At 28.9% G+C, this 6,457-nt stretch carries 4 protein-coding genes; all 4 read right to left on the bottom strand.

What is annotated here, in order from left to right:
• Positions 1-339 precede the first annotated feature (339 nt).
• The 4 genes from glgD to glgB all read right to left on the bottom strand — a co-directional run bounded on the left by glgD (position 340) and on the right by glgB (position 6,179).
• On the bottom strand, positions 340-1,446 hold the full coding sequence (glgD, locus tag RSF37_RS14575) for a glucose-1-phosphate adenylyltransferase subunit GlgD (protein WP_332565105.1): 1,107 nt from the start codon (positions 1,444-1,446) through the stop codon (positions 340-342).
• Positions 1,447-1,485: 39 nt separating this feature from the next.
• A complete protein-coding gene (locus RSF37_RS14570; protein ID WP_332565104.1) occupies positions 1,486-2,685 on the bottom strand; it encodes a glucose-1-phosphate adenylyltransferase in 1,200 nt (399 codons plus the stop codon).
• 73 nt (positions 2,686-2,758) lie between these two features.
• Positions 2,759-4,189 (bottom strand): glycogen synthase GlgA, encoded by a 1,431-nt coding sequence (gene glgA / locus RSF37_RS14565; RefSeq protein ID WP_332565103.1) that lies wholly within the window; start codon positions 4,187-4,189, stop codon positions 2,759-2,761.
• 19 nt (positions 4,190-4,208) lie between these two features.
• The gene (gene glgB, locus RSF37_RS14560) at positions 4,209-6,179 is read right to left on the bottom strand and encodes a 1,4-alpha-glucan branching protein GlgB (protein WP_332565102.1); all 1,971 of its coding nucleotides are present in this window, start codon (positions 6,177-6,179) and stop codon (positions 4,209-4,211) included.
• Between the last annotated feature and the right edge of the window lie 278 nt (positions 6,180-6,457).

The raw sequence follows: 6,457 nt of genomic DNA, 5'->3' as shown, positions 1-6,457 counted from the left end.
TGAAATAAACTGTTTAAACTTGTGTGCTGCATCAGCGACGTGTTTTATAATATCACAGTTTATACCCATCCATATACTAAATTGCTTCATAATATAATATTATACTTATAATACTCCAATTTAATACAAATAACTACATTATGATACTATCGACACTCTAGGTAGAGTTTAAAGGTTTAATTAATACAAATCACACGGTTTCAAAGAAAATACGCTACTTAAATATATAACTTCCTATATTTAAACCATATGAATATATTTATTAAAATATAAAAATGGAGTTATACTAAACAAACTCAAATAAGTTTTTAGTATAACTCCATCAATTAATTTTAATATTTATATTGCTCTTCTCTTCTGAATAGTTACTGGATAATTATCCGTACCACTAATATTTTGATTTTCATTTACTACAGTACCCTTATCTGCAATAACTTTACTCATCTCAACATTATCTCCAATAATACTATTTTGCATAATAACACAATTATTAAGCACTGTTCCTTTTCCAACATATACTCTTCTACCTATAATACAATTCTTAACAGTCCCTTCAATATATGATCCATTTGCAACTATAGAGTTAACTACATTACTAACTTCAGTATATTGAGTTGGTGCTTCATCCTGTGATTTTGTATATATAGGCTTGTTATCATAAAATAATTCTTTATTAACATCTTGATTTAATAAATCTATATTAACATCAAAATATGATTTAATAGAATTAACACAAGCTAAATATCCATCAAACTCAAATGCTCCTACTTTGAAGTCATTTAAATTTCTACTTATATATTCTTTTATCTTTCTATATACGCCGCTCTTTATACATTCATAAACTATATCTATGAATAAATCAGTTCTCATTATATACATTTCCATATTAATACTTGCTTTATTTTCTTTGCCTATATTTTCACCAATACTTATAACTCTATAAGCTTCATTAATATTTAGAACTTCACAGTCTATAAAACTTTCACTTGCGTTATCCACATTTTTATAAACAACTGTTATATCATTTTTCTTTTCAACATGTTCTTTTATTAAACTATTATAATCAATGTTACATACCATATATGAAGGTGCTAATAGTATATACTCTTTTCTACTACTTTTTATAAACTCAATATTCTCAGCAAAATTATGCACATCATCATATATTGGATCATGATCACTAAAATTAAATACTCTAAGACCATCTTTCTTTCTATGAAGATCCCATGGCCTACCATTAGTTAAATGGTTTATTAATGATCTTGATTTATTTTTTGTAAATATCCCTATGCCCTCAATTCCTGAGTTAGCCATATTTGATAATACAAAATCTACAACTCTATATCTGCCTGAAATTGGTACTGAAGCTAATGTTCTATACCTTACAAGCTCACCCATTCTACTTTCATTCTCATCTAAATTAATTATTCCCAAACAATTATTCATGAATACTACCCCTTTATCACTAGCTAATTATCTATTATTTTAATAACAATTTTCTTCTACAAAAATATCTCTTGGTCCGATATCTAATTTACTATCATCGCAAACTATTCTTGTTTCTAAATTTTCATTTGCAGCTACTACTGAAACTTCTATACCATTACCAACTCTGCAACCTTTTCCTATAACAGCCTCAGATCCAACTATAGCTTTTTCTATAATTACATCATCCTCTATATGAACATTTGGCATTATAACAGAATCTTTAATTACAACATTTTTACCGATTGTAACACCTTGTGATAATATTGAATTTTCAATATTTCCATACACTAGGCAACCTTCCGTAATTAAAGAATTTCTAACTTTCGCCTCTTCACCTATATATTGAGCAGGTCTTACAGGATTTCTTGAATATATCTTCCAATCAACATCATTTAAAACTAGCTCATTTTCATTTCTAAGTAAATCCATATTAGCTTCCCATAAACTATCTATAGTACCAACATCTTTCCAATACCCTTTAAAAGGATATGCAACCATTCTTCTATTATCACCAAGCATTTTTGGAATTATATTTTTACCAAAATCATTACTTGAAAAATTGTCTAATTCATCTTCTTTTAAATACTTCTTAAGCACTTTCCAATTAAATATATATACTCCCATTGAAGCTTTATTACTCTTTGGATTTTCTGGCTTCTCTTCAAACTCATATATAGATAAGTCTTCTCTAGTATTCATTATTCCAAATCTAGTTGCCTCTTCCATAGTAACTTCTATAACCGCTATAGTCACATCAGAATTTTTCTTTTTATGGAATTCTAGCATTTTATCATAATCCATTTTATAAATATGATCTCCTGATAGTATAAGTACATACTCTGGATTATATCTATCAATATATTCTATGTTTTGATAAATCGCATTAGCTGTTCCTTTATACCAGTCTCCACCTTTTTCCTCTTGGTATGGAGGTAATATAGCAACTCCTCCATCTCTTCTATCTAAATCCCAAACATCACCTATACCAATATGTGAATTAAGCTCTAACGGCTTATATTGTGTTAATACCCCTACTGTATATATTCCTGAATTTGCACAATTACTTAATGGAAAATCAATTATTCTATATTTTCCTCCAAAAGGAACTGCAGGCTTAGCTAAATTTTTAGTTAGCACTCCTAATCTAGAACCTTGTCCACCCGCTAAAACCATTGCTACTATTTCTTTATTGACCATACACTTTAAATCCCCTTCCCACATCTATCTTTTTATAAACCCATCTTATTATTTTCATACCATAAAATTAATACTAACCTATTAATTCTTCATACATCTTCTTATACTTATTAGCTGACTTTATCCAACTATTATCTGAAGTCATAGCTTGCACAACTAACTTATCCCACTCATTTTTATCCTCATATACATCTAATGCATACTCTACAATTTTCTTAAGTTCCTCATAATTATAGTTTTTAAATCCAAAACCATTTCCTTCTCCTGAAATTTCATTATATGGTATAACAGTATCTTTAAGTCCTCCAGTTTCTCTAACTATAGGAACTGCTCCATATCTCAATGCTATTAATTGTCCAAGTCCACAAGGCTCAAAAAGTGATGGCATTAAAAACATATCTGATGCAGCATATATTTCATGGGCAAAGGCATTATCAAAAGTTATACTTGCAGATAGTTTTTGTGGGTATTTATTTTGAAAATATTTAAAACTATCTTCATACATGTAATCTCCAGTTCCTAAAACAACAACTTGAACTTCCTTTTGTAATAATCCTTCTATCATATTTGTTATTAAATCGCATCCTTTTTGATGTGTTAACCTGCTTACCATACCTATCATAGGAATATCTTTATCAACCTTTAGCCCTAACTTCTTTTGAAGGTATTCTTTGTTTTCATCTTTATATACAAGTGTCTTTACAGAATAATTTTTGAATATGTTTTTATCAGTTTCAGGATTATATTCTTCATAGTCAATTCCATTAACTATTCCCTTAAGAGATTCCCCTCTATATCTTAATAAACCCTCTAGCTTTTCACCATATTCAGGTGTTTTAATTTCTTCAGCATATGCTTCACTAACAGTAGTTACTTTATCTGAATAATTTATTGCACCCTTTAAAAAACTTGCTCCACCATGTAATTCTATACTTCCATTATTAAATAACTCATAATCATATCCAAATAATTCTGGAAGTATTTCTTTAGAAAAAGTTCCTTGGAAAAATAAATTGTGAATTGATATTATAGTTTTAATGTTTTTATAAAAATCATCTTTAATATATTCAACTTTATGAAGAACAGGAATCATACCAGTTTGCCAATCATTGCAATGTATAACATCTGGCTTCCATTCTATCTCTTTTATAAAATCAAGTACTGCTCTATCAAAAAAAGCAAATTTTTCTCCATCATCATAGTAACCATATAATCCATCTCTTTTAAAATAATACTCATTATCTAAAAGATAGTATGTTACTCCCTTATACTCATACTCAAATATTCCACAGTATTGGTCTCTCCAACTTACTCTCACAACAAATTCTTTAATAAATTTAAGCTTATCTTTAATTTCCTTTTTTATATCTCTATAATTAGGTATAACAACTCTAACATCCATGCCTAAATTCTTTAGTGCTTGAGGTAATGCTCCAATAACATCTCCAAGACCACCTGTTTTAATAAACGGATGTGCCTCTGATGCTGCAATCAAAACCTTCATTTTTTAGTTCACCCCTTATTTATTTTTCTAAAATTGTTTTATTACTTATAGTTAATTCATTAAATTTTTCAATACCAATTACAGATACTCCCATAGGTGGTACTTTAATATTTATTGAGTACGGCATATTATGACACTCGCTATTTTCTGCAACTAATACTTCCTCCATAACTTGACCTGAACCACCATATTCCTTATTATCTGTATTTAATACTTCTTTATAATCTGCTAAATATGGTACACCTATTTTAAAATCATAGTAAACTACAGGAGTAAAGTTACATATAAAAATTAATGTATCCTTCTCATTTTTACCTTTTCTCATAAATAGCAGGATGCTTTGCTCATTATTATCTGCATCTATCCATTGGAAACCTTCATTACTATAATCAAGTTCCCATAATGCTCTACTTTCCTTATAAAACCTATTTAAATTTTTACAATATTCATTAGTCAATTTATGCATCTCATATCCATCTATAAGCTTCCATTCAAGCTGCTCATATTCTCTCCACTCAATAAACTGACCAAATTCTGATCCCATGAAAAGAAGTTTCTTGCCTGGATGTCCCATCATATACGCTAAGTACATTCTAAGTCCTGAGAATTTATTGAAATAATCTCCCCACATTTTATCAACTAATGATTTTTTACCATGAACTACTTCATCATGGGAAATAGGTAATATGAAATTTTCTGAGTAGTTGTACATCATTGAAAAAGTTAAATTATTATGATTATGCTTTCTGTATATAGGATCAACCTCTATATACTTTAATGTGTCATTCATCCAACCCATATTCCATTTAAAGTTGAATCCAAGTCCACCATCTTCTATAGACTTACATACATTAGGCCATGATGTTGATTCTTCTGCTATCATTAACAAATTACTAAATTCTGATGCTATCGTAGAATTTAATTCTTTTAAAAATTCAATTCCTTCTAAACATTCATTTCCACCATACTTATTAGGCATCCATTCGCCTTCATTTCGACCATAATTTAAATAGAGCATATTAGAGACAGCATCAACTCTTATTCCATCAATATGGAATTCTCTTATCCAATATAGAGCATTTGATATTAGAAAGCTTTTAACTTCTTGTTTCCCAAGGTCAAAATTAAATGTTCCCCATCCTTTATTATCAGCTTTCCATCCCTCTTCATACTCATATGTTGGACCACCATCAAACATATATAATCCATGCTCATCTTTACAAAAATGTCCTGGAACCCAATCTAAAATTACTCCTATATCATTTCTATGAAGACAATTTATTAATTCCTTAAGTCCATCACTATCTCCATATCTACTAGTAGGTGAATAATAGCTTGTCCCTTGATATCCCCAAGAAGCATCTAGTGGATGTTCCACAAGTGGCATTATTTCTACATGTGTATATCCCATTTCTACTACATAATTAGTTAATTTCTCTGAAAGTTCTCTATATGTTAAAAACTTACCGTTTTCAGTTTTCCATGATCCTAAATGTACTTCATATATATTTATTGCACTTTCATATATGTTAGTTCTATTTCTCTTATTTATCCATTTTCTATCAGCCCATTTAAATTTAATATCATCCTTAACAATAGATGCACTATTTGGTCTTAATTCTGAAATTTCTGCGTATGGATCAGCTTTATATACCCCGTTTGTTCCCCATTGATTTACTATATAATACTTATATTTAACTCCAGGTTTTAAATCTTTAATAAATAAACTCCATATACCTTTTTCAGTTAGCCTTTCCATCTTATACTCTTCTAATGGCTTAAAATCTGAAAAATCCCCCACAACATAAATAGCACTTGCATTTGGTGCCCAAACTGTAAATCTTATTCCTCTTTTTCTTTTTTCTATAACACTATGAGCCCCCATAAATCGATAGCTATTATAATTTTTTCCTTCATGGAATAAATAATTATCAAAATCTGTAATTTGACCCTTTTTTATAACAGTCTTCTTCTTCGTTGCTTGTGTCATCTTACCCCCTCCTTATCACTTGCTTTCCTTTTTCATTACATTACTTTACAATTATAACATTTAATGCTTATTTTCTCTATTTTTTTCTTATTATAAATTACTACAAATTAAAATATGTTTCTTCATTTTTTTAATATATTTTTTAGTTATAATTAATAAAACCCGAAACTACGACAAAATATAACTTTATCTAAGATTAAACCTTATAAATATTTTTGTGCACAAAAAAAAGAGATAGTAAAATTACTATCTCTTAGTTCACACCTGGCAACGTCTTA

Source organism: Clostridium sp. (assembly GCF_036643715.1).
In the GTDB taxonomy this organism is placed as follows: domain Bacteria; phylum Bacillota; class Clostridia; order Clostridiales; family Clostridiaceae; genus Clostridium.
This window is presented reverse-complemented; position numbering and strand designations above follow the sequence as displayed.